Raw genomic sequence first — 21,465 nt, 5'->3', positions numbered from 1 at the left:
AAAAGCTGCCACATGACGTGGCAGCTTTTCGTCAGCGCTCCGGGTCGCGGGTGTCTAGAGGAACAGCCCGATCAGCAGCGCCATGCTGACGCCGATCACGCCGATCAACGTCTCCATCACCGTCCAGCTTTTCAGGGTGTCCTTCTCGGTCAGGCCGAAGTAGCGGCTGACCAGCCAGAAGCCGGAGTCATTGACGTGGCTGAGCACGGTGGCGCCACTGGCGATGGCGATCACCACCAGCCCCAGCACCGGGCCGGACAGCGCCAGCGTATCGATGACCGGCGCCATCAGACCGGCGGCGGTGATCATCGCCACGGTAGCCGAGCCCTGGATGACACGCACCGCGGTGGCGATCAGGAAGGCGAGCAGGATCGGTGGCAGATTGCTGTCGGCCATCAGGGTGCCGAGCACGTCACCGACGCCGGAGTCGATCAGCATCTGCTTGAAGACACCGCCAGCCCCGGTGACCAGAATGATGATGCCGGCCGGCTCGAGTGCCTTGGTGGCGACTTCCATCACCTGTTCACGCGTCATGCCGCGACGCGTGCCCAGCAGTGTGAAGGCCATCAGCGTGGCCAGACTCAGCGCCACGAAGGGATGGCCGAGAAAGCCCAGCCAGCCGACCAGCGGACTGTCGTCACCGAACAGGAAGCCGGAGACGGTGTTGAGCACGATCAGCGCCAGCGGCAGCAGCACGATGGACAGGATCAACCCGAAGCCCGGGGCGCGCTGATTGACCTCTTCATCGCTCATCACGCTGCCAGCATTTTCCATGTACTCCGGGATCTTGGCATCGATACGCTTGGCGATGAAGCGACCGAAGATCGGCCCCGCGACGATCATCGCCGGCAGACCGCACAGCGCCCCGAACAGGATCACGTAGCCGAGGTCGGCACCGATCAGCTTGGCGACCGCGATCGGCCCCGGCGTCGGCGGAATAAAGGAGTGGGTGACGGCCAGACCGGCCAGCAGCGGAATGCCGTAATAGAGCAGCGAGCGGCCGCTGCGGCGTGCCAGTGCATAGACCAGCGGCACCAGGATGATGAAGGCCACATCCAGGAATACCGGAATCGCGACCAGGAAGCCGGTCAGCGCCAGCGCCCACTGGGAACGTGAGGTCCCGAAGCGCCCCAGCAGGGTATTGGCCATGCGGTCGACGCCGCCGGACACTTCCAGCATCTTGCCGAACATCGCGCCGAGCCCGACCACGGTGGCCACGAAGCCCAGGGTGTTGCCCATGCCGTTGGTGACGGAATCGATGATGGCGTCGGGCTGCATGCCGGTGGCCAGCCCGACCCCCAGACTCACCACCAGCAGGGCGACGAAGGCGTGCAGGCGCAGACGCATGACGAGGTACAGCAGCAGCAGGATACCGCCGAGGGCGGCAAGGACGAGGGTGCTATCTGGGGACATGATGGCGAACTCTTGCGGCTGGCGGTGGCGGGGCGATCTGCCACGGCCTTGGGCGTATGGTGTGAGGCGTGTCGTGTGAGGCCTGTGGTGCAGGGCCGGTTTTGCCAGACCTGTTGTGCAGACCTGTTGTGCAGACCTGTTGTGCAAGACCTGTTGCTTCGTGCAGGATGAAAGTTACCGGTAACATAAGCGTCTGTGCAATGATCCGAAAGGTGCATGTCGCCGGGTCGCCACGACATGGATGATGCTGCGCGGGGTATCCTGCGCAGCGCCGCCGCTCATGGGCTCGCCACGCAGGGTTCGCCGTGGCCGGCCCGGGTGGCAAGGTGGGACGACAGACAACACGGATATTCTTCAAGGGGAAGGGGTGTCATGCAGCAGCAGGCAGAAGGGGTGTCATCCACGGCGTCCGCTCAGGGCAGCGTCGCGCTGGACGATGAGAGCGTCACCTTGCCCGAGGGTGGGGTGCGACTGGTGGTGATGGGCGTGTCCGGGTGCGGGAAGTCGCATGTCGGCCAGGCGTTGGCGGCATGTCTGGGGGCGCAGTTCATCGACGGTGATGACTATCATGGCGAGGCCAACGTGGCCAAGATGGCGCGCGGCATCCCGCTCAATGATGAAGACCGCCATGGCTGGCTGGCCCGTCTGGCCGAGCTGATCGATGAGGCGCGTCGCGAGGGACGCAGTCTGGTGCTGGCCTGCTCCTCGCTGAAGCGACGCTATCGCGATCAGCTGCGTGGCGGGGATGCGGCGCTGGGCTTCGTGTTCCTGGAAGGCACGCGCGAGCTGTTGCTGGAGCGCCTGGAGGCGCGCACCGATCACTTCTTCAAGGGCGCCGCCATGCTCGATGACCAGCTGGCGACCCTGGAGGTGCCTGAGCGTGAGACGGAGCGCGTCTATACCCTCGACATCAGTGCCACACCGCAGGCGTTGGTCGAACAGGTATGTCAGCAGCTGACGGCGCAGCACGCATCCTCGAAAGCGCTCACGCCCGGGGCAGACTCCCGCCTCTCTGCAGGCTGAAGCCCAGGTCTTCCCACAGGCCACGCGGCGTGGAGGCGTGATCGCCGCTCAGGCGTGCCAGCAGCAGGGCGGCGGTGCGTTCGCCGATCTCTCGGCGCGGCGTGACCACGCTGGCAAGCGCAGGCCAGGTGCCACGGGTCATCTCCAGACCATTGAAGCCGGCCAGCGCCAGCCGTGCCGGCACTTCCAGGCCGCGACGCTGACACTCGAACAGTGCACCGGCGGCCAGGTCGTCGTTGCAGCAGAAGACGGCGTCGAGATTCGGCCACCGAGTCAGCATCTCGTCCAGCAATTCGCCGCCCAGCTTGACGCTTGAGGGTGCCGGAGTGGTCATCAGGTACTCCTGTGACAGGCCGGCGGCCTCGACGGCGGCGCGCCAGCCCGCCAGACGCTGCTCGACGCGGCGGTCCATGCGCGCGGCCAGAAAGCCGATGTGCCGGCGGCCACTCTCGATCATCGCCTCCGCCATGGCGCGGCCGGCGGCGTGCTGATCCAGCCCCACCGCCATGTCCAGTGGCGCCTCACGCTTTTCCATGCACTCCACCACGGCACAGCCGGAGCGCGCGATCATCTCGGTGACGCGTTCGCTGTGGCGGCTGCCGCACAGCACCAGACCGTCCACGCCGAACGAGAGCCAGGTCTCGATCAGGCGCTCCTCTTCTTCCATCGAATAGCCGGTATGGCCGATCAGCAGCTGATAGCCGGCGGCGGCCAGCGGTGCCTCAAGCCCTCGATGCAGTTCCGAGAACACGGCATTGGACAGTGACGGGATCAGCAGCGCGATCAGCCGGGAGCGACCACTGGCGAGGCTGCCGGCCTGACGGTTGGGCATGTAACCCAGTTCGCGGGCGCACTCCCGTACCCGCTCGCGCATGGCGGCGGAGACCTTTTCGGGCTGGTTGAGCGCGCGCGAGACCGTGACCTTGGTCACGCCCAGGCGAGCGGCGATGTCGGCGAGCGTCACGCGTCTGGGGCGCGGTGGAGTGTGATGCAGAGGCGGCATGGCAATGTCAGGCGCTGGAAAGAGAGAGGCCGAGTGTCACCGTTCCGGGGTGTCATCGGCAAGGACCACGACGTCAGACGTGGCTGAGCGAGAGCAGGAACAGGATCATCGGCGGCGAGGCCAGCGAGAGCAGAAAGCCGGATACGACGGCCACGGGCACGCAGGCAACACCGCCGGTCTGCTGGATGACCGGCAGAGTGAAGTCCATCGAGGTCGCGCCGCCGAAGCCGATGGCCAGCGGCGTGAAGCGTTGGATGGTCAGCGGGATCAACAGGAAGGCGAGCAGTTCACGGCTCAGGTCATTGAAGAAGGCTGCGCCACCCAGAATCGGCCCGAGCTGATCACCGATCAGGATGCCTGACAGCGAATACCAGCCGAAACCGGCCGACATCGCCATGCCCTGATTCCAGTCGAGTGCCAGAAGCGGTGCCGCCAGCAGTCCGCCCAGCAGCGAGCTCGCCATCACCGTCAGCGCGATGAACAGGCCATGGCGGTTGAGCAGGATCTGGCGCAGGCTCATGCCGGAGCTTCTCAGCTGGCAGCCGATCAGCGCCAGCAGGGCATAGAGTGCCCACTCGGCCAGGGTGTCGGTGTCGAGCGAGATCTCCATCAGTCCCAGCACGACGCCCGCCGCGACGCCCAGCGCGACCGCCGCCGCCAGTGTCAGGGAGCCGGACAGCGCTTCCCAGCGGGTCATCGGCGCTCCTTCCACCACGCGTGAGGCATCCGCACGCAGTGCACTGCGACGTGACAGCGCCCACAGTGCCAGCAGATTCAATGGCGTGATGATGGCGAACAGAATCACCGCCTGCCCGCTCATGGCGGCCATGCCGGCGCCGAGTTGCTCCAGCCCGGCAAGCCCCATACCCATCAGGAACAGGATGACGTAGATCGAGGCATTCACCAGCTGATTGACGACCGCCAGACGTGCGGGCTGCTCGATACGCACCAGATAGCCGAGAATCAGCGGCAGCAGGATGAAGATGAGACCCGAGAGCATGACCTTTCCTTGTCATTGGCCGTCGACAGGACCAGAGCGACGTAAGCGATTGATTGTCAGTGAGTATCACTGGGAAGGGTTACTGTAACGATTGCCGGGGACAGAGGGTATCCCCGGGAGTGGATCCTGCGCGATAACTGCTGATGGGGGATCAGCGCGGCTTATGCCGCGGCCTGGACACTGAGTTCTGGACTCAGAGCACCGGACACCGAGCCTCACGACGGGTCACGGACTGGCCTGGCGCCGCGAGCTGCTGAGCCGGTCGAGGGTCAGATGTGCGGAGCGCTTAGGGACTTCACCTGCGGGGCTGTCCTCGTAGTCGAGGTAGTCGAGAGCCACCATCAGGCCCGGCCAGCGGGGGGCCAGCCACAGGCGGTAGTGCTTCTGATCACGATGCTTGCGCCAGGTGTCCAGCCGCAGGGTGCGGAAGGTCTGACCGGCGGCCACGCGGGATTCCTGTGCCTGGATCTCATACATCAGTGTCCGGGTGCGCCCCTTGTGATCCAGATATTCCAGCGCACAGGGGGCTCCCGTCAGGCAACTTCCCGCGGCCCACTGGGCATCGGCCTGCTGGCTCAGCAGTACCAGCAGGGTCTGGCGGTCGGGGAGGAGCGTCTCGTCAGGCTCGGGTGCCTCGCGGCTGTAGTCCTTGCCGATACCCGCCAGACGATAACCGGAACGATACCCGGCCGGCTGCAGCTGGCCCTCCTTGAGGAGGAAGCGTCCCTGCTCGTAGCCGCTGGCCACCTTGATGGAGGCCTCCATGCTGGCGATGTAAAGCTCCCCGCTCTGGCTGATGCGCTGCGTGATGGGCACATCCGGCCAGCCGTCCAGCACCAGGGTGTATTGAGCGGTGAAGGGCACGGGAGACTCCGCGCTGCTCACGTCAGCGCTCGCCTGTTGCGCCGTGCTCAACAGGGCTGATCCCAGCAGCATCGCGCCAAGCCAGCCGTTCAGGCGGCGAGGCGAGGGTATCCGTCGCAGGCGTGTCCAGTGGATTCGTCGTGGTACAAGGGCAAGCATGGTGACTCCTGTCGAAGCTTTCTGTCCGCAAATGGGGCCGCCCTTGGGGAGTGGTGTCGTTCGGGGCGAGAGCATGATGATTGGGCAGCGTGGCCGCATGCAAGGTTCCCTCGCGCTGGCGCACCTCTCCTGCAAGTCGTGGATGACGCATGAGGGCCCGCTGGCGATGGCCCCGATGACAGGCGCATCAGGCACAGGACGCTATTTCAGCGCTTGCTCATGCGCGCCGGACAGGTACTCTGGGAACGCCTTGTGCGTGAGCTGCAGGCTTCCCGACATGTCAGGCAGAGGTGATGTCAGGCGAGCGCGATGCAGTGATGCCAACCCCGTTTGTTCAATCAGGAGATCATCATGGCCAGCATTGTCATCATTGCCGGAGATTTTGTGGAAGACTATGAGCTGATGGTGCCGTTCCAGGCGCTACAGGCGATGGGTCATCGGGTCGATGTGGTATGCCCGGACAAGCGTGAAGGCGATATCGTCAAGACGGCGATCCACGACTTCGAAGGCGATCAGACCTATACCGAGAAGCCGGGTCACAACTTCGCGCTCAACGCGAGCTTCGCCGACCTCAAGGCGGAAGACTACGATGCGCTGCTGATCCCCGGTGGTCGCGCCCCCGAGTACCTGCGTCTGGACGAGCGCGTGCTGAACCTGGTGCGTCACTTCGTCGAGGCCGACAAGCCCATCGCCGCCGTCTGCCATGGCCCGCAGCTGCTGGCGGCTGCCATGTCGCTGGAAGGCCATCGCGTCAGCGCCTATCCGGCCTGCGCGCCGGAGGTCAAGCTGGCAGGTGGCGAATTCGTGTCACTGGAAGTCACCGATGCCGTGACCTCCGGCAAGCTGGTGACCGCGCCGGCCTGGCCGGCCCACCCGGAGTGGCTGCGTCAGTTCAATGCCCTGCTGGCATGAGGCGTGACTGACCTCCATTGCGGCTGACATGCATTGCGACTGACATGAGCCGTGGCACGAGCTGCCATCGCGCCTCGTGATGCTCGACGACGACACCCCGCCTTGGCGGGGTGTCGTCGTTTCAGGCGGTGAGTCTCTCGATCCAGGCGCGATGCGGGGCGAGGCGTGACTGGTGTTCCGCCCGCCAGACGGGGTCGCCCAGGGTGCTGGCGTAGCGGCTGGCATGATCACAGGCCAGCAGCAGCCAGCTACCCGTCAGCGCCTCGCCGCGGGCGTGCTTGAGCTCGAGGGTTTCCAGCAGGCCCGCGAAGGCGGTGCCGGTGGAGGGCCCGACGGCAAGCCCGGCATGCTCTGCCAGCCATAGTGCCGCCGCCTGGCTGCGGGCATCCGCGATGCGTCGATAATCATCGAAGTGCACGGGGTCGAACGCCTCCAGTACACAGGGGCGGCCAATGCCCTCGATGGGGTTGGGTGCCTGAGGCGCGGGCAGTGAGGTCATGCGGGTGCCATGGGTGTGATGGTGCTGCCAGCAGGCATGATAGACGGAGTGTTCGGGGTCCACACCGATCACGCGAGCGCCATGGCCCCTGTGGTGTAGAGGCCCCGAGTGGTGAAAAGGCCCCGTGTGGTGTAGAGGCCCCGTGTGGTGTAGAGGCCCCGAGTGGCGAAGAAGACCCTTGTGACGCAGATGGCGCGCGAAGGTGGCGGCGCTGCCGCCGGTGCCAGCGCCGAGAAAGACCGCTTCAAGCTCCGGCAGCTCGCGTTCGGCGATCTGTGCCAGACACTCGCCCGGCAGGCTTGTCTCGCTCTGCCAGTCGCTGGCCGTGGCGGCATGCTGGAACTGGTTGAGGAAGTGGCCGCCGCTGTCCTCGGCCAGCGCCTGGGCGGACTGGCAGAGGTGGACGGCATTCTCGATCTCCACGACACGCCCGCCCTCGTCACGAATCGCCCTCAATTTGTTACATGCGGTGCCCTTGGGCACCACGGCGATGAATTCCAGCCCCAGGCGGCGTGCCAGCCACGCTTCAGAGACCGCCGTGGAGCCTGACGAGGCGTCGATGACCGGGCGTCCGGGACTGAGCCAGCCTTGCTTCAAGGCCTGCTCGAACAACGCCATGGCCAGTCGATGCTTGAGTGAACCACTGGCGTGGGCGCGCTCGTCCTTGATCAGCACGCGCGCCTCGCCAAGCCCGCAAAGCGCAAGCTCCCTGAGCGGAGTGACGGGCGTGGCTGCCTTCAAGGCGGCCAGCTGTGCCAGGCACTCCTGTCGCCATGCTTCCAGAGGCGTCCTGTGCAGCAAGCCCTCCGAGGGAGTGGCGAGTGAAGAGGGCGCACACGGCGAGCGAGGGGGAAAGGCAGTGGTCGGCATGGCAGCGGTTCCTGTCGCGGGGAGGAGCCTTCATGGTACGACCGGCTGTCAGGCAAAACTTGCCAGTTGTCATGGCGTAGGCCATGTTCTGTAGCAAGATTTTGTCGTGAGGAGGGAGTATGGAGAAAATTGTGCTCGATGCCACGGACCGCGCGCTGCTGCGGCTGTTGCAGCGTGATGCCAGCCTGTCATTGGCGGCACTGGCGGAGTCGGTGCATCTGACCACCTCACCCTGCTGGAAACGCCTCAAGCGGCTGGAGGAATGCGGGGTGATCACCGCGCGGGTGGCGCTGCTGGATGCCGAGCGGGTCGGGCTGGGGCTGACCGCCTTCGTGCAACTCAAGACCCGCGATCATTCGCGGGCCTGGTTCGAACGGTTCGTGGCGGTGATCGAGGAGATCGAGGAGGTCACCGAGTTCTATCGCATGGCGGGCGACTATGACTACCTGCTCAAGGTTCAGGTCGCGGACATGAATGCCTACGACCGCGTCTACAAGCAGCTGGTCAATACCCTCGATGACCTCACCGATGTCTCGGCACGCTTCGCGATGGAGTGTCTCAAGTCGACCACTGCGCTTCCGGTGTGAAACGCACGTCTCAGTAGCCGTGTTCCAGACTGATGCCCGTCAGGGGCTCACCGCGCTGCACGCGGCGGATGTTCTCCGCCAGCTGGTCGGCGGCCTCGGAGACCGGGGTCGGGGCGGCGGCGTGCGGGGTGATGATCACCTTCGGGTGCTGCCACAGCGGGCTGTCGCCGGCGAGCGGCTCATGCTGGAAGACATCCAGCAGTGCGCCGCGCAACTGATCCTTCTCCAGCGCCGCGAGCAGATCCTCCTCGACCACGCTGCTGCCGCGGCCGGGATTGATCAGCACGGCGTCATCGGGCAGGGCCGCGAAGACCTCTGCATTCAGCACGTCGCGAGTGGCGGTGGTGTTGGGCAGCAGGTTGATCACCGCCTTGAGGCCAAGCGTTTCATCTCCCAGCACTGCCTTGAGCGAGCGACCGCCTTCCCCCTGTTCATGGTGGCAGGTCACGCCCTCCAGGGTGTGGGCGCTGCGGCTGAAGCCATGCACGGGGTAGCCGTCTGCCGCCAGCGCCTCGGCGATCTGCCGGCCGATGGCACCCAGGCCGAGCACCGCGACCGGATAATGCCTGGCGCGCACCACGCGATGTGGCGCCCAGTGACGCTCTGACTGCTGGACAGCGTAGCGATCGAAGTCACGTCGGAAGTGCAGCAGGCCGTAGCGTACGTAATCGAGCATGTGGCTGGCCATGCCGGCATCGCGCAGCTTGAGCACCGGCACCTCTCGAGGCAGGGCGGGATTGGCCAGCAGGCTGTCCACGCCGGCACCCAGATTGAGAATCGCCTTCACGTCGTGATCGCGATGCCGCTCGAACAGTGCCGCCGGGGGTGCCCACACCACCAGGATGTCGCCCAGGGTCTCGCCGTCATCGGCGAGGATCTCGATGTCGCTGCTGTCCAGACGCTCACGCAGTGCCTCGCACCAGCGTTCTGCCCGCTCGTGATGTACCAGAATTCGCATGTGGCTCATCTGAAAGAGTCTCCTGAAAGGTCCTGGAGTATTTCCCGGTGATGTCGTGATGATGGCGCGGCCCTTGCAAGGGCCGAAGGGAAGGGCGACAGTGCCAGAGTCGCCTTTGACCCGCTGTCGGCAGAGTGACAGACTCGAATCAAGAGGGGAATTCGGATGTTCGCATATACGTTGACGGCTCTGGGCACCAGAGGCGCGCGTAAGGCTCCGCCCCGACGTGCTGCTTGCCTCAAGGCCTGATTGAACAGGAGCGCTGCATGAGCCAATTCCCGTCGCATCCGCCTATTGCCCAGCCTCCATTCGCGGGGCTCAACAACTTGCCGAATGGCGAAGCGCAGGCGATGCCCGACAACTGGGTACCGCGGCCACTGTCGGCCGGACGCCAGGCCTTCACCATCGGGGAATATCACGCCCGTATCCAGCGTGTCCGGGAAGCGATGGCGCGTGCCGGCATCGATGTGATGGTGATTTCCGACCCCTCCAACATGGCCTGGTTGACCGGTTATGACGGCTGGTCCTTCTATGTGCACCAATGTGTACTGCTGGGTCTGAGCGGTGAGCCAGTCTGGTACGGACGCCGTCAGGACGGCAACGGCGCGCTGCGTACCTGCTGGATGGGCGAGGACAACATCCTGTGGTATCCGGATTACTACGTGCAGAATCCGGACATGCATCCGATGGAGTTTCTCGCCCAGTCGATCCTGCCGCAGCGCGGCTGGCACGACGGCGTGGTGGGGGTCGAACTCGACAACTACTACTACTCGGCGCGTGCCCATCTGGCGCTGGTCAAGGAGTTGCCCCACGCTCGACTGGTGGACGCCAACTCGCTGGTCAACTGGTGTCGGGCGATCAAGTCCGAGCAGGAGATCGCCTACATGCGCGTGGCGGGGCGCATCGTCGAGCGCATGCACTCGCGCATCCTCGAGATGATCGAGCCGGGCCTGCCCAAGAGCGCACTGGTCGCCGAGATCTATCGTGTCGGGGTCGAGGGTGTTGTCGGGCCAAATGGCGAGATTCTCGGCGGCGACTATCCGGCCATCGTGCCATTGCTGCCGACCGGCAGTGATGCCGCTGCCCCTCACCTGACCTGGGATGACACGCCGTTTCGCGAGGGCGAGGGCACCTTCTTCGAGATCGCCGGCTGCTACAAGCGCTATCACGCGCCGCTCTCGCGCACCGTGTTTCTCGGTCGGCCGCCGCGCGATTTCGTGCGCGGCGAGTCCGCCCTGCTGGAAGGCATCGAAAGTGGCCTGGCCATCGCCAGGCCGGGCAATCGCTGCTGCGACATCGCGCTGGCGCTGGGCGCGGCGATGGACAAGTACGGCTTCGACCGGGGGGGCGCACGTTGCGGCTATCCCATCGGCATCAGCTATCCGCCGGATTGGGGCGAGCGCACCATGAGTCTGCGCCCCAGTGACGAGACGGTGCTGGAACCGGGCATGACCTTCCACTTCATGCCCGGCATGTGGATGGATGACTGGGGGCTCGAGATCACCGAGTCGATCCTGATCACCGAGAATGGTGCCGAGCCATTGTGTGACGTGCCCCGCCAGCTGTTCGTCAAGTGACGGGCTGGCCGTTCGTCAGTGATGCGATGCCATACGCCTTTGTTGTTGTGAGTTCGTCCGGCCAAGGAGGCCTGTCATGCGTGAATCTCCCGTCAGCCTGACCATTGACCTGAACGCCGATGGCCTTCAGCACGGCTTCTTCAAGCTGCCGATTTCCACCGATGAGTCTGCCTGGGGTGCCGTGATGACCCCGATCAGCGTGATCGCCAACGGTGAAGGCCCCACGGTGCTGCTCACCGGCGGCAATCACGGTGACGAGTACGAGGGCATCACCGCGCTCTACAAGCTGGCGGCCCGCCTCACGCCCGAGGACGTGCAGGGGCGTGTCATCATCGTGCCGACCATGAATGCGCTGGCGGCCAAGGCCGGCCGGCGCTGCTCGCCACTTGATGGCGGCAATCTCAATCGCAGCTTCCCCGGCGATCCCGAGGGGGGACCTACCGAGCAGATCGCCGACTATTTCACCCGGGTGCTGGTACCGCAGTGTGACTACGCGCTGGACCTGCATTCCGGTGGCCGCACCCTGGATATCCTGCCGTTCGCGGCCGCGCACCGCCTGGACTATCTCGAGGCGTCGCTGGGCGTGGAGCAGTGCCGTCATCAGGAAGCCGAGAGTCTGGCCGGCGCGCTGGCCTTCGGTGCGCCTTCGGCGATGATGATGTTCGAGCTGGATGCCGAGGCGCTCTACGACACTGCCGTGGAACGCCAGGGCAAGGTCTTCGTGACCACGGAGCTGGGGGGCGGCGGTTCCACCACGCCTGAGCGCCAGGCGATCGCCGACCGTGGCGTCGACAACTTCCTCGCCTTCAGTGGCGTGCTGCGCGAACGCAGTCGTGCCGACCTGGAGGGCGATGTCGAGCGACGCCATGCCGACCAGGCGGCCAGGCCGCTGCTGATCGACATGCCGGACGCCAGCTGCTACGTGCAGAGTGAGCATGAAGGCCTGCTGGAACTGTGCGTGGCGCTGGGTGAGCAGGTCAGCGCGGGGCAGTGCGTGGCTCGGGTCTACCCGCTGGGGCGGGCCGGTCAGCCGGCGGTGGAATATCGTGCCGAGCGCGACGGCGTGCTGGTGGCACGGCGCTTCCCGGCGCAGGTCAGTCTCGGCGATACGCTGGCGGTGATCGCTGAGGTGGTGGACGATCTGGCGCGAGATGCCTCATGAGTTCAGGCGCTGCGCGCGCGATGCCCGCGCCCAGGCTTGATGCCTTCGATCTGAAGATTCTGGCGATCCTCGAGCGCGATGGTCGCATCACCAAGTCGCGGCTGGCCGAGGAGATCAATCTGTCGGTCAGCCCGTGCTGGGAGCGGGTCAAGCGCCTTGAGCAGGCCGGCATCATCGAGGGCTATTCGGCGCGCATCAATCAGGCGCTGCTCGAGGCTCAGCGCGGCGGCGCCGTGGTGGCAGCCCCGCGCACGCCGGTATGGGTGGAGATACACCTCAAGCATCACGATGCCGAGAGCTTCCAGCGCTTCGAGCGCGCCATGCGCGAGGCGGACGAGGTGATCGAGTGCGTGGCGGTCGGCGGCGGCGTGGATTATCTGCTGCGTCTCGAGACGGCGAGCATCGATGCCTACCAGCGATTGATCGACCGCTGGCTGGTCTCCGAGCTGGGGATCGATCGTTACTTCACCTACATCGTCACCAAGCAGGTAAAATAGCGCGCCATTGCAGCCGACCTTCCTCTTTCGCAGCGCGAGATATCATCATCATGGCGCCTTCCACCGCCCCTTCAGGCTCCGTTGTCAGCCAGTCCCATGTCCTATCTGACGCGCCTGACGCGCCGGTGCTGATCTTCGATTCGGGGGTCGGAGGACTCTCGGTGGCGGCGGAGATTCGCCGCCAATGGCCGACGTTGCCGCTGGCCTATGTGTGTGACAACGCCGCGCTCCCCTACGGCACCAAGGCCGATGACTGGCTGGTGACGCGCATCGCGCAGGTGTGTGCGGCGGCGGTCGAGGCAAGTGGAGCGCGTGCCCTGGTGGTGGCGTGCAATACCGCCAGCACGCTGGCGCTTCAGGCATTGCGCGAGACGTTGTCGATTCCGGTGATCGGTACCGTGCCGGCGATCAAGCCTGCCGCGCTGCTGGCGCGCAGCCGTCAGAGCGCGGTGCGCCGCGCACAGGGCGAGCCGCCAGTGTTCGGCTTGCTGGCCACCTCCGCCACGGTGAGGCGTGCCTATACCGAGCAGTTGATCCATGATTTCGCGGCGGACTGCCAGGTGATTCGCGTCGCGGCGGACCCGCTGGTCGCCGAGGCCGAGCGCCGTCTGCGTGGCGAGGCGGCTCGCCCCGAGGTGGTCGCGGCGAGTCTGGCGGATCTCGCGGCGGTACCGGGGCTGGAGGTGGTGATTCTCGGCTGTACCCACTTCCCGCTGCTCAGCGCGGATATCGCCAGCGCCCTGGGCAGGAATGCGCCGGGTGAACCACCGCTGGCGCTGGTGGATTCCGGCGCGGCGATCGCACGGCGCGTGGCCCAGGTGCTGGAGTTGCCAGCCCGCACGGCGCAGGCCACGCTGGCGCAAGACGAGGTGTCTGACGCAGGCATCGCCCTGGCGACGGATGCCTGTCAGCCCGGCCTTGCCACTGCACTTGAAAGCCAGGGGTTTGCCGCCCCTCGAGGACTCGCGCTCGGCCCCTGACGGCCCCAGTCGCTGCATGAGTCACCAACCCGTGCTTGAGCTTCGCGCTGCCGGTGGTAGGCTAGCGCGCCCAACCTTTGAATGGACGTGATCGGCATGGCTTGCCATGACCCCATCCGCGTCCCTTTGCTCATCGTTTCAGTGCTGCGGTATGCCCGCAGGCAGGAGTCAGTGTGGCTATCGCCGTCGTCGATCCCAGTCAGTATGAACAGCAGCTTGCCGAGAAGGCCGAGCAGACCCGCGCCCGTTTCGCCGCCTTCGATGCGCCGGAGCTCGAGGTGTTTCCCTCGCCGCCCAGTCATTACCGCATGCGCTGCGAATTTCGTATCTGGCATGAGGATGACGACCTCTACTATGCGATGTTCGAGGTGGAATTCGACGACGAGGGCAACAAGAAGAAGACGGTCGTGCGGATGGACGACTTCCCGGTGGCCAGCCAGCGCATCAATACGCTGATGCCGCTGCTGCGTGAGCGGCTCAAGGCCAGTCCGGTGCTGCGTGAGCGTCTGTTCCAGTGTGAATTCCTCACCACCCTGAGTGGCGAGGCACTGGTCACGCTGATCTATCACCGCAAGCTGGAAGAGGACTGGGGAGCCGAGGCGCGCGCGCTGGAGCAGGAACTCGACATCATGATCATCGGGCGTTCACGCAAGCAGCACCTCGTGCTGACGCGCGATCACGTCTTCGAGCGTCTCGAGGTCGATGGACGTGAATATGTCTATCAGCAGGTCGAGAACAGCTTCACCCAGCCCAACGCCGAGATCTGCCGCTCCATGCTCAGCTGGGCGCGCGACGTGACCCATCCGGACAAGGCGCGAGCGGAAGGCCGGGAGCAGGGCGATCTGGTCGAGCTCTATTGTGGCAACGGCAATTTCACCATCGCGCTGGCCGAGAACTTCCGTCGCGTGCTGGCCACCGAGATCTCGCGGACGTCGGTGGCCTCGGCGCAGGTCAATCTGGCGGCCAATGGCATCGACAATGCCCAGGTGGCGCGCATGTCCGCCGAGGACTTCTCGCTGGCACTGGCCGGCGAGAAGGAGGGGCGTCGCGTGGCGGAGATGGACCTCGAGAATCATGACTTCCGCACCGTGCTGGTGGACCCGCCGCGCGCCGGTCTCGATGCCGACAGCTGCGAGCAGACCGCGCGCTACGAACGCATCGTCTATATCTCCTGCAACCCGCAGACGCTGAGCGAGAATCTCGAGGTGCTGTGCCGCACGCATCGCATCGAGCGTTTCGCGCTGTTCGACCAGTTCCCCTATACCGACCACCTGGAGTGTGGGGTCTATCTCGTCAGGAAGTGAGTGAAAGCAGGCGTGTCAGCAAGTGAGAGACGGCGGAGCGTTTTCCGCCTCGACGCTTGAAAAGCCGAGGCCCCGTTGCCAACTAGACTCCAGATCCGGCTCCATGAGCCATCGGGAGTGATAGTGGCGGCGGGGCCTCGTCGTGTCTGTCTCGATGAACGCCTTGTTAGACTTTCGTTTCATGACGCGAGGCGCAAGTCAATACCCGATGCACAGATGTCATGCAGCATGACCAATATGGAACAGGCATGGGGCCGAGGCACAGACTGCGCTAGTCTGTGATGCACTGCATGAGCCTGCGCCTTGGCATCCTGTCACGGGTGCGAGCGCGGGCTCTCTATGACTATTCTTCCTGATACTTCCATCAGGTCAGTCGAGGTGATTGATGCTACACGTGGCGACGGACGGCAAGCAGGAATTCCTTGCGCAGCTCCAAGAGCAGCTGGACAAGCGACTTCCCAAGGACAAGGTGCAGGAAATCGCGGCCTTTGCGCGCGATTATCATGCGACGGCTTCCTTCGAGGACATGGCCGAGCGCAAGCTGGATGACCTCTACGGCTCCACTCTGGCCGTATGGCACTTCCTGCAGAGTCACGCTGCCCCCAAGGTGCGCGCCTACAACCCTGACTTCGAGAAGCATGGTTGGCAGTCCACCCATACCATCATCGAAGTGCTGCACCCGGACATGCCCTTCCTGGTGGACTCGGTGCGCATCGAGCTCAATCGTCGCGGTATCACCGTGCATGCCATCCACAATGCCGTGCTGGCCGTGGCGCGCGATGCCTCCGGTCAGCTGGAGCGCGTGACCGCGCCGCGCGCCGAGAACGCTCCCGAGACGCGCGAGTCACTGATCTATATCGAGATCGATCGTCACAACGATGGCGAGATGCTCGAAGATCTGGAAAACAGCCTGAGTGAAGTGCTGGCTGAAGTGCGGGTCGCCGTGGCGGATTTCGAGGCCATGCGCTCCCAGGGGGCTCAGGCGCTCAGAGAGCTGCGTGACAACCGTCCTGCCACCGTGTCCGAGGCGGATCACCAGGAAGCCTGCGAGTTCATGGAGTGGATGGGCAACGATCACTTCACCTTCCTCGGCTATGACGAATACACCGTCGAAGAGCAGGACGACGGCACTCGCGTGCTGAGCAAGGTCGAGGGTTCCGAGCTTGGCGTCCTGAAGCTGGACCTCGAGCGCTATCACGAGCAGTCCCGCCATCAGCAGAGCGTCAACAGCGATCAGTACGTGTTGATCCCGGAGCTGCTGTCCTTCGCCAAGAGCGCCTTCCACGCCCGCGTGCACCGTCCGGCCTATCCGGACTACATCACTGTCGAGCGCTTCGATGCCGAAGGCCGCGTGATCGGCGAGCGTCGTTTCCTGGGGCTCTACACCTCCACGGTCTACAACCAGAGTCCGCGCAACGTGCCGATTCTGCGTCGCAAGGTGCAGGACGTCATGGAGGCCGCCGGGGTCAACCCGAAGGGCCACAACGGCAAGCACCTGCTGCAGATTCTGGAAGTCTATCCGCGTGATGACCTCTTCCAGATCTCCACGGATGAGCTGACCCGCACCGCCACCAGCATCCTCAATATCCGTGAGCGTCGTCGCGTGCGACTGATCGTGCGTGAAGACCGCTTCGGCAAGTTCTTCTCCGTGCTGGTGTTCGTGCCGCGCGATGTCTACTCCACCGACCTGCGCGTGCGCATCCAGAATCTGCTCTGCGAAGAGCTGGATGCCACCTTCGGTGATTTCACGCCGTATCTGTCCGAATCCGTGCTGACACGCATCCAGTTCATCCTGCGCTTCAAGGGCGACGAGCCTGGCCAGTACGACATGCGCGCGCTGGAGAACAAGATCGCCCAGCTGGCACGCAGCTGGCGTGACGAGCTGCACGCCGCGATGGTGGAAGGCTTCGGTGAAGAGCAGGCCAATGAACTGATGAGCCGTTATCGCGATGCCTTCCCGGGCAGCTACCGTGATGACTTCTCGCCGCGCACTGCCGTCTACGACGTGGGCCATCTGCGTGCGCTGGATGAAGGCGATGTCGTGGCCTTGAGCACCTATCGTCTGGTCGAGGATGACAACTCGGGTGTCAACCTGAAGCTGTTCCACAAGCATCAGCCGATTCCGCTGTCCGACGTGCTGCCGGTTCTCGAGAACCTGGGGCTGCGCGTCATCGGCGAGCGTCCTTACGAGATCGAGCGCAGCGATGCCACCTGCTGGATCCACGATTTCGATCTGGAGCATCACGGCAAGGGCGCAGTCGAGCTGTCCGAAGTGCGCGAGAGCTTCATCGAAGCCTTCAAGAAGATCTGGTCCGGTGAAGCCGAATCCGACGCCTTCAACCGCCTGATCATCGGTTCCGGCCTTGATTGGCGTGAAGTGGCGATGCTGCGTGCCTACGCGCGTTACCTGAAGCAGATCCGCTTCGGCCTCTCCCAGGCCTACATCGCCAATGCCCTGGGCAGCCATCCGGATATCACCCGCGAGCTGGTGCAGCTGTTCAACCTGCGCTTCGACCCGCAGGGTCAGGGCGATGAGGATGACGTCAGCGCCTGCCGCGAGCGCATCAACGGTCTGCTCGATCAGGTCTCCAGCCTCAACGACGACCGTCTGCTGCGTCGCTACGTGGATCTGATGATGGCCACGCTGCGCACCAACTTCTTCCAGCCGGCGGAAGATGGTCAGGCCAAGGACTACATCAGCTTCAAGCTCGATACCCGTCAGATTCCGGACGTGCCCAAGCCGCGTCCGATGTTCGAGATCTTCGTCTACTCGCCGCGCGTCGAGGGCGTGCACCTGCGCGGTGGCAAGGTCGCGCGCGGTGGTCTGCGCTGGTCCGACCGTCACGAGGACTTCCGCACCGAAGTGCTGGGGCTGGTCAAGGCGCAGCAGGTCAAGAACGCGGTCATCGTGCCGGTGGGTGCCAAGGGCGGCTTCGTCTGCAAGCGCATGCCGGAAAGCAACGACCGTGACGTGATCCAGAAGGAAGGTATCGCCTGCTACCAGATCTTCATCCGCGCACTGCTCGACATCACCGACAACCTGTCCGGTGGTGACGTGGTACCGCCGAACGCCGTCGTGCGCTATGACGAAGACGACCCCTACATGGTGGTCGCGGCGGACAAGGGCACCGCGACCTTCTCCGACATCGCCAATGCCATCTCCAACGAGTACGGCTTCTGGCTGGGCGATGCCTTCGCCTCTGGTGGCGCCAACGGCTATGACCACAAGGGCATGGGCATCACCGCCAAGGGCGCCTGGGTCAGTGTGCAGCGTCACTTCCGCGAGATGGGCATCAACATCCAGGAAGACGAGTTCAGCGTGGTCGGTATCGGTGACATGGCCGGTGACGTCTTCGGCAACGGCATGCTGCTGTCCGAGAAGATCCGTCTGGTCGGTGCCTTCAACCACCGCAACATCTTCGTCGACCCGAACCCGGACACCGCGAAGAGCTTCGCCGAGCGCGAGCGTCTGTTCCGTCTGCCGCGTTCCAGCTGGGACGACTACGACAAGAGTCTGATCAGCGAAGGTGGCGGTCTGTTCTCGCGTGATGCCAAGACCATCACCATCACGCCGCAGATGAAGGAAGTCTTCGACATCCGCGAAGACCGCCTGGCGCCCAACGAGCTGATCAACGCGATGCTCAAGGCGCAGGTCGATCTGATCTGGAACGGCGGTATCGGCACCTACGTCAAGGCCTCCACCGAGACTCACGCCGATGTCGGTGACAAGGCCAACGACGGTCTGCGCATCAATGGCAACGAGCTGCGCTGCAAGGTGGTCGGAGAGGGCGGCAACCTGGGGCTGACCCAGCGTGGCCGCATGGAAGCCGCAGCCAAGCGTGGCGTGCGCGTCAACACCGATTTCATCGACAACGCCGGTGGCGTGAACTGCTCGGATCACGAGGTCAACATCAAGATCCTGCTGGACGACATCGTCGCCCGCGGTGACCTGACCGACAAGCAGCGCAACCAGCAGCTGGCCGAGATGACCGACGAGGTCGGCGAGCTGGTGATCAAGGACAACTATCGCCAGACCCAGGCACTGTCGCTCTCCGAGCTGCAGTCCAAGGAAGGCATGGGCGTCTTCCGTCGCTTCATCAATGAACTCGAAGCGGCCGGTACCCTGGATCGCGAGCTCGAGTTCCTGCCCTCCGATGAGGCGCTGATCGAGCGTTCCAATGCCGGTGAAGCCCTGACCCTGCCGGAACTGTCCGTGCTGGTGTCCTACGCCAAGAGCGATCTCAAGACCAGCCTGATCGCCTCTGACGTGCCGGATGACAGCTACGTGCAGCAGCATCTGGAGCGCGCCTTCCCGCGCGTGCTGATGGAGCGCTTCCCGGAGGAGATGTATCAGCACCGTCTGAAGCGTGAGATCGCCGCCACCCAGATCGCCAATGACCTGGTGGATCACATGGGCATCGCCTTCGTGCGTCGCCTGGAAGACACCACCGGTGCCGGCAAGGCCGAGATTGCGCGTGCCTACATCGTGGCGCGTGACAGCTTCAACCTGGAAGCGCTGTGGACCCAGATCGAGGCGCTGGATCACCAGGTGCCGGCCGACATGCAGTACCGCATGATGAGCGATCTGATGCGCCTGATGCGTCGCGCCACCCGCTGGTTCCTGCGTCAGCGCAGCAGCATGGGCGTCAAGGAGAGCATCTCGCACTTCGCGCCGCGTCTGGCTCAGCTGTCCGAGAGCATCGGCGAGCGCCTCAAGGGCGAAGCCCGCGAGCACTGGGAGGCTCGTCGCGACCACTACGTCGAGGCAGGCGTTCCGGAAGCGCTGGCCAGCACCATCGCGGCGACCTCAAGCCTGTATGCCGGTCTCGGCATCATCGAGGCCGCCAAGGTGACCGGCGAGAAGATCAACCGTGTGGCGGAAGCCTTCTACGGCATCGGCCATCGTCTCGAGCTGCCGTGGGTCGGCGACAAGATCAACGGCCTCGAGGTGCAGGACAGCTGGCAGGCCCAGGCGCGCGAGAGCTTCCGTGATGACCTGGATCGCCAGCAGCTGGCCCTGACCGTCAGCGTGCTCAAGCAGGACAATGCCCCGCGCGAGATCGATGAGCGTGTCGACAACTGGATGGCAAGCCATGAAGGACTGGTCAGCCGCTGGTGCTCACTGCTCGGCGAGATGAAGAGTGGTGCCCAGTTGAGCTTCCCGCTGTTCGCCGTCGCACTGCGTGAACTGGTCGATCTGGCCGAGTCCCGTCGCGAGGCGTGAGCCGGGCAGGAACTCTGCTGACCCGCGATACGCACATCTGTAAGCGTCATCGCTGAACGAAACCCCCGCCAATGGCGGGGGTTTTTTCGTGCAATCAAGAAAATCGCGATTGCCAAGGCTGGGGTAAGGTAACTGTCGTCGAGGGTCTGGTATGCTGAGGGCAGCGAGTGCAACCCCTGTTTCCTGAGCCGCATGGTTGCCGCGATGGCAGCGGTCGGCTTACGTTATCAAGAACTTCAGTACAACAAGGCAGAGACACCATGTCACAACGTGCGTTACCCCTTGCCTGCGCCATTGCGCTCGGCCTCTCCAGTCTCGCATCCCAGGCCGTGCTGGCAGATGGCAGCCCTGCACAGCAGCGCGCCGAAGCCGCTGCGGGCAAGCTGGATATCTCCAAGTTTCTCAAGCCGCGCAGCGATGCCCACAGCCAGAACTTCCAGTTCGGTGGTACCAGTGTCCATCAGTTCACCATCAAGGAAGCCGGACGTTATGAGATCGACGGCAACGCCAACTTCGATGTGAGTGATCCCTACACCCTGGATGCCAGCCTGGAAGACGAGCAGGGTGCGATCATCGCCACGGGCACGGGTGACAGGGCATCGGATGGCCTGAACATGAATGTCGAGCTGGAGCCCGGGGTCTACAAGCTGCGCGTACGCGCCGACAAGCTGGGCGCCGGCAAGTCGGGTGGCAATACCTATGAAGTGAACGTGGCGGGCCTCAGCGAGAGCGGTGAGAAGCTCTCCGCCGAAGAAAGCGGCATCGAGACCGGTGACGGTCTGGTGTTCCTGGACACCGATGGTGATGGCCGTCGCACTGCCTTCGTCGATGCAGACGATGAAGTGGCGACCATCAAGCCGGCCACCGTGGCCGCGGCTGAGCAGGCGGCGCGCGAGCAGAAGGCCGCCGAGACCGGCAACGCTGCCGCGGAAGGTAGCGCTACTGCCGGTGAAGCCGTCGCCAGCACGGCGACTGGCACGGCCGAAGCTGCCTCTTCTGCGTCTGCCACTACGGCGTCTGCCACTACGGCGGCGGCGACCGGCAGCGCTGCCGTCACCGAGAGTGAAGCGGAGCCGGACCGTCGTTTCGATGAGATCGTCACCGATGTGCGCATTCGCGAGAAGGGCGAGGTCATGACCTTCGATGTCTCCGATCGCGGCACCGTGACCATCGACAGCGAGACCTTCCCGGGCAGCGAAGGTACCTACAAGCTGCAGATGCGCCTGCTGGATGAGAACGGCAATACCGTGGCCAGCGACAAGGGCGAAGGTTTCGAGGGCGACTTCCACCTCGAGACCGTGCTGGAACCGGGGCGCTACACCGTGTGGGTCAGCGGTCAGAAGTTCGGCACTGCCATGGAAGGGGTCAACAACTACACCGTGCGAGTGCGTCAGCTGGACGTCAAATAAGCCCAGCGCTCAGACCCTGACAGT

At 64.5% G+C, this 21,465-nt stretch carries 16 protein-coding genes; 10 read left to right on the top strand and 6 right to left on the bottom strand.

Features of this window, described 5'->3' with window-relative positions; all coding sequences use genetic code 11:
* Positions 1-54: 54 nt before the first annotated feature.
* Positions 55-1,413 (bottom strand): gluconate:H+ symporter, encoded by a 1,359-nt coding sequence (locus HXS65_RS07360; protein ID WP_077378405.1) that lies wholly within the window; start codon positions 1,411-1,413, stop codon positions 55-57.
* A gap of 372 nt (positions 1,414-1,785) precedes the next feature.
* On the opposite strand from HXS65_RS07360, the gene HXS65_RS07355 reads away from it, so the two are divergent.
* The gene (locus tag HXS65_RS07355; protein ID WP_308483176.1) at positions 1,786-2,436 is read left to right on the top strand and encodes a gluconokinase; all 651 of its coding nucleotides are present in this window, start codon (positions 1,786-1,788) and stop codon (positions 2,434-2,436) included.
* Here HXS65_RS07355 and HXS65_RS07350 read toward each other — a convergent pair.
* The 3 genes from HXS65_RS07350 to HXS65_RS07340 form a co-directional block, all read right to left on the bottom strand.
* A complete protein-coding gene (locus tag HXS65_RS07350; RefSeq protein ID WP_176493545.1) occupies positions 2,399-3,439 on the bottom strand; it encodes a LacI family DNA-binding transcriptional regulator in 1,041 nt (346 codons plus the stop codon). The two genes, HXS65_RS07355 and HXS65_RS07350, sit on opposite strands and share 38 nt — an antisense overlap.
* Positions 3,440-3,512: 73 nt before the next feature.
* A complete protein-coding gene (locus tag HXS65_RS07345) occupies positions 3,513-4,439 on the bottom strand; it encodes a lysine exporter LysO family protein (protein ID WP_077378410.1) in 927 nt (308 codons plus the stop codon).
* Positions 4,440-4,664: 225 nt separating this feature from the next.
* Complete coding sequence (locus HXS65_RS07340; RefSeq protein WP_176493544.1) at positions 4,665-5,462, bottom strand: hypothetical protein; 798 nt, start codon at positions 5,460-5,462, stop codon at positions 4,665-4,667.
* Positions 5,463-5,813: 351 nt separating this feature from the next.
* Between HXS65_RS07340 and HXS65_RS07335 the strand changes: the two genes are divergently transcribed.
* Positions 5,814-6,374, top strand: a complete 561-nt coding sequence (locus HXS65_RS07335; RefSeq protein WP_077378415.1) for a DJ-1/PfpI family protein — start codon at positions 5,814-5,816, stop codon at positions 6,372-6,374.
* Positions 6,375-6,495: 121 nt separating this feature from the next.
* On the opposite strand, the gene HXS65_RS07330 is transcribed toward HXS65_RS07335, so the two are convergent.
* Positions 6,496-7,743 carry a PLP-dependent cysteine synthase family protein gene (locus tag HXS65_RS07330; protein ID WP_176493543.1) on the bottom strand — a complete coding sequence of 416 codons (1,248 nt, stop codon included), beginning with the start codon at positions 7,741-7,743 and terminating at the stop codon, positions 6,496-6,498.
* A gap of 119 nt (positions 7,744-7,862) precedes the next feature.
* Here HXS65_RS07330 and HXS65_RS07325 point away from each other — a divergent pair, with 119 nt between their 5' ends.
* Positions 7,863-8,330 carry an Lrp/AsnC family transcriptional regulator gene (locus tag HXS65_RS07325; RefSeq protein ID WP_077378421.1) on the top strand — a complete coding sequence of 156 codons (468 nt, stop codon included), beginning with the start codon at positions 7,863-7,865 and terminating at the stop codon, positions 8,328-8,330.
* A gap of 10 nt (positions 8,331-8,340) precedes the next feature.
* Here the strand turns inward: HXS65_RS07325 and HXS65_RS07320 are convergent, their stop codons facing one another.
* A complete protein-coding gene (locus HXS65_RS07320; RefSeq protein WP_308483175.1) occupies positions 8,341-9,297 on the bottom strand; it encodes a glyoxylate/hydroxypyruvate reductase A in 957 nt (318 codons plus the stop codon).
* A gap of 341 nt (positions 9,298-9,638) precedes the next feature.
* Here HXS65_RS07320 and doeA point away from each other — a divergent pair, with 341 nt between their 5' ends.
* The 7 genes from doeA to HXS65_RS07285 all read left to right on the top strand — a co-directional run bounded on the left by doeA (position 9,639) and on the right by HXS65_RS07285 (position 21,441).
* Positions 9,639-10,865, top strand: a complete 1,227-nt coding sequence (gene doeA, locus HXS65_RS07315; protein WP_077378504.1) for an ectoine hydrolase DoeA — start codon at positions 9,639-9,641, stop codon at positions 10,863-10,865.
* 76 nt (positions 10,866-10,941) lie between these two features.
* The gene (gene doeB, locus HXS65_RS07310; RefSeq protein WP_077378423.1) at positions 10,942-12,027 is read left to right on the top strand and encodes a N(2)-acetyl-L-2,4-diaminobutanoate deacetylase DoeB; all 1,086 of its coding nucleotides are present in this window, start codon (positions 10,942-10,944) and stop codon (positions 12,025-12,027) included.
* Positions 12,024-12,524, top strand: coding sequence for an Lrp/AsnC family transcriptional regulator (locus HXS65_RS07305; RefSeq protein ID WP_240499656.1), 501 nt, complete (start codon positions 12,024-12,026; stop codon positions 12,522-12,524). Before doeB ends, HXS65_RS07305 begins: the two co-directional genes overlap by 4 nt.
* Before the next feature lie 50 nt (positions 12,525-12,574).
* A complete protein-coding gene (murI, locus tag HXS65_RS07300; protein WP_176493542.1) occupies positions 12,575-13,504 on the top strand; it encodes a glutamate racemase in 930 nt (309 codons plus the stop codon).
* 173 nt (positions 13,505-13,677) lie between these two features.
* On the top strand, positions 13,678-14,808 hold the full coding sequence (gene trmA, locus HXS65_RS07295; RefSeq protein ID WP_176493541.1) for a tRNA (uridine(54)-C5)-methyltransferase TrmA: 1,131 nt from the start codon (positions 13,678-13,680) through the stop codon (positions 14,806-14,808).
* A 385-nt stretch (positions 14,809-15,193) separates the two neighbouring features.
* A complete protein-coding gene (locus HXS65_RS07290; protein WP_136938874.1) occupies positions 15,194-20,032 on the top strand; it encodes an NAD-glutamate dehydrogenase in 4,839 nt (1,612 codons plus the stop codon).
* 260 nt (positions 20,033-20,292) lie between these two features.
* On the top strand, positions 20,293-21,441 hold the full coding sequence (locus HXS65_RS07285; protein ID WP_176493540.1) for a hypothetical protein: 1,149 nt from the start codon (positions 20,293-20,295) through the stop codon (positions 21,439-21,441).
* Positions 21,442-21,465 lie beyond the last annotated feature (24 nt).

Origin of the sequence: Cobetia sp. 5-25-4-2 (assembly GCF_013374075.1) — a bacterium.
Taxonomy (GTDB): domain Bacteria; phylum Pseudomonadota; class Gammaproteobacteria; order Pseudomonadales; family Halomonadaceae; genus Cobetia; species Cobetia marina.
Note: the sequence above shows the minus strand (reverse complement) of the source record. Positions and strands in the feature narration are given on the sequence as shown.

Excerpts from the sequence above, each read along its gene's own strand:
- HXS65_RS07360 (WP_077378405.1), bottom strand. The coding sequence starts at position 1,413 with ATGTCCCCAGATAGCACCCTCGTCCTTGCCGCCCTCGGCGGTATCCTG.
- HXS65_RS07355 (WP_308483176.1), top strand. The coding sequence starts at position 1,786 with ATGCAGCAGCAGGCAGAAGGGGTGTCATCCACGGCGTCCGCTCAGGGC.
- HXS65_RS07350 (WP_176493545.1), bottom strand. The coding sequence starts at position 3,439 with ATGCCGCCTCTGCATCACACTCCACCGCGCCCCAGACGCGTGACGCTC.
- HXS65_RS07345 (WP_077378410.1), bottom strand. The coding sequence starts at position 4,439 with ATGCTCTCGGGTCTCATCTTCATCCTGCTGCCGCTGATTCTCGGCTAT.
- HXS65_RS07340 (WP_176493544.1), bottom strand. The coding sequence starts at position 5,462 with ATGCTTGCCCTTGTACCACGACGAATCCACTGGACACGCCTGCGACGG.
- HXS65_RS07335 (WP_077378415.1), top strand. The coding sequence starts at position 5,814 with ATGGCCAGCATTGTCATCATTGCCGGAGATTTTGTGGAAGACTATGAG.
- HXS65_RS07330 (WP_176493543.1), bottom strand. The coding sequence starts at position 7,743 with ATGCCGACCACTGCCTTTCCCCCTCGCTCGCCGTGTGCGCCCTCTTCA.
- HXS65_RS07325 (WP_077378421.1), top strand. The coding sequence starts at position 7,863 with ATGGAGAAAATTGTGCTCGATGCCACGGACCGCGCGCTGCTGCGGCTG.
- HXS65_RS07320 (WP_308483175.1), bottom strand. The coding sequence starts at position 9,297 with ATGAGCCACATGCGAATTCTGGTACATCACGAGCGGGCAGAACGCTGG.
- doeA (WP_077378504.1), top strand. The coding sequence starts at position 9,639 with ATGCCCGACAACTGGGTACCGCGGCCACTGTCGGCCGGACGCCAGGCC.
- doeB (WP_077378423.1), top strand. The coding sequence starts at position 10,942 with ATGCGTGAATCTCCCGTCAGCCTGACCATTGACCTGAACGCCGATGGC.
- HXS65_RS07305 (WP_240499656.1), top strand. The coding sequence starts at position 12,024 with ATGAGTTCAGGCGCTGCGCGCGCGATGCCCGCGCCCAGGCTTGATGCC.
- murI (WP_176493542.1), top strand. The coding sequence starts at position 12,575 with ATGGCGCCTTCCACCGCCCCTTCAGGCTCCGTTGTCAGCCAGTCCCAT.
- HXS65_RS07290 (WP_136938874.1), top strand. The coding sequence starts at position 15,194 with ATGCTACACGTGGCGACGGACGGCAAGCAGGAATTCCTTGCGCAGCTC.
- HXS65_RS07285 (WP_176493540.1), top strand. The coding sequence starts at position 20,293 with ATGTCACAACGTGCGTTACCCCTTGCCTGCGCCATTGCGCTCGGCCTC.